We start from the raw sequence: 1,904 nt of genomic DNA on the forward strand, positions 1-1,904 counted from the left end.
TGCTGGAGCAGATGCAGCCGTCGCCGGTGGTCACGCTCAACCGGGCTGTCGCGGTCTCGAAGGTGCGTGGACCGGCAGAGGCGCTGGCCATGATCGAGCCGCTGGAAGAACGGCTTTCCGGCTATTTCCATTTTTTCGGCCTCAAGGGGGGCCTCTTGATGCAACTCGACCGGGGGGACGAGGCGCGCGTCGCCTTCGACCGCGCCATAGCGCTTGCTAACACGGCGGCGGAAGCGGCACATATCCGCATGCATATCGACCGGCTGATCAGGGACGGTGCGGTACGCCCACCGGCCAAGAAGGCAAACTGAGCGCCATCTGCCCCATCTGGCTCAATCGTGCAGTTTGGGCTTAGACCATGCCGGGGTGGTGATTTTCCCTTGAAACGAGTAATGCCACGCGATGATCGTGCCTGAGGTGCCTTTGTGCACGCGGGCAGCATGACGCCAGGCTTTGACCGGCATGCCTTTTGTGCATGTCGTTGTCCCAAAACCGCGGGGCACTTTTGGGCGACATGCATTATGAGCGACTGGATCTGAAAGGGACAAGAATGACGATAGGCAAGGAAACGACCGAACTGCTGGCGAAACTGGGTGTGGCCAAGGAGACGCTTGTCGGCGGCGACCTGATCGTGCGCAGCCCGGTGACGGGCGAGCAGATCGCGGCGCTGAGGACGATCTCGCCGGCCGAAGCGGCTAAGATCATTGATGCCGCGCACAAGGCCTTCCAAGCCTGGCGCATGGTGCCAGGCCCGCGGCGTGGCGAACTGGTGCGGCTGCTGGGCGAGGAGCTGCGTACGCACAAGGCCGAGCTTGGCCGGCTGGTCTCGATCGAGGTCGGCAAGATCCCGTCCGAGGGCCTCGGCGAAGTGCAGGAGATGATCGACATCTGCGATTTCGCCGTAGGCCTCTCCCGGCAATTGTACGGCCTGACCATCGCCACCGAGCGCCCGGGCCATCGGATGATGGAAACCTGGCATCCGCTCGGCGTCGTCGGCGTCATTTCCGCCTTCAACTTCCCGGTGGCTGTGTGGTCGTGGAATGCCGCCCTGGCACTGGTCTGCGGCGACGCAGTGGTGTGGAAGCCGTCGGAAAAGACGCCGCTGACCGCACTTGCCTGCGAGGCTATCTTCAAGCGTGCGGTCGAGCGCTTCGGCGCGGACGCACCTGATGGCCTGGCGCCGGTGCTGATCGGCGACCGCGCCGTCGGCGAGATCCTGGTCGATCACCCCAAAGTGCCGCTGGTTTCGGCAACCGGCTCGACCCGCATGGGCCGCGACGTCGGCCCGCGGCTGGCCAAGCGCTTTGCGCGCGCGGTGCTGGAACTCGGCGGCAACAATGCCGGCATCGTCTGCCCGACCGCCGATCTCGACATGGCGCTGCGTGCGATTGCGTTTGGAGCGATGGGCACGGCCGGCCAGCGCTGCACGACGCTGCGGCGCCTGTTCGTGCATGACAGCGTCTACGACGCCTTGGTTCCGCGCCTCAAGAAGGCCTACGAGAGTGTGTCTGTCGGCAATCCGCTGGAGACGTCCTCGCTGGTCGGGCCGCTGATCGACAAGGCGGCCTTCGACGCCATGCAGAAGGCGCTGAAGGAAGCCGCTGCCCATGGCGGCAAGGTGACCGGCGGCACGCGGGTCGAGAACGGCCATCCGGATGCGTACTACGTGCACCCGGCGCTGGTCGAAATGCCAAGCCAGGTGTCACCGGTGACGGAAGAGACCTTCGCGCCGATCCTCTACGTGATGAAATATTCGGACTTCGACGCGGTGCTCGACGAGCACAATGCCGTGGGGGCAGGCCTGTCCTCGTCGATCTTCACCCGAGACCTGCAGGAATCCGAGCGTTTCCTGGGTGTCGACGGATCGGATTGCGGCATTGCCAATGTCAACATCGGTACCTCGG

Annotated in this window: 2 protein-coding genes and 1 pseudogene; 2 read left to right on the top strand and 1 reads right to left on the bottom strand. The window is 64.5% G+C overall.

Annotated features, from left to right (window positions below; translation table 11 throughout):
* Positions 1-311, top strand: a pseudogene (locus EN984_RS32895) (RNA polymerase sigma factor); the annotation flags it as partial.
* 21 nt (positions 312-332) lie between these two features.
* On the opposite strand, the gene EN984_RS39400 reads toward EN984_RS32895, so the two are convergent.
* The gene (locus EN984_RS39400) at positions 333-464 is read right to left on the bottom strand and encodes a hypothetical protein (protein ID WP_281057362.1); all 132 of its coding nucleotides are present in this window, start codon (positions 462-464) and stop codon (positions 333-335) included.
* Between the two features lie 65 nt (positions 465-529).
* Between EN984_RS39400 and EN984_RS32900 the strand changes: the two genes are divergently transcribed.
* On the top strand, positions 530-1,904 hold a 1,375-nt coding region (locus tag EN984_RS32900; protein ID WP_206517540.1), incomplete at its 3' end, for an aldehyde dehydrogenase family protein.

The organism is Mesorhizobium sp. M7A.F.Ca.CA.004.12.1.1 (assembly GCF_003997835.1).
Lineage (GTDB): Bacteria > Pseudomonadota > Alphaproteobacteria > Rhizobiales > Rhizobiaceae > Mesorhizobium.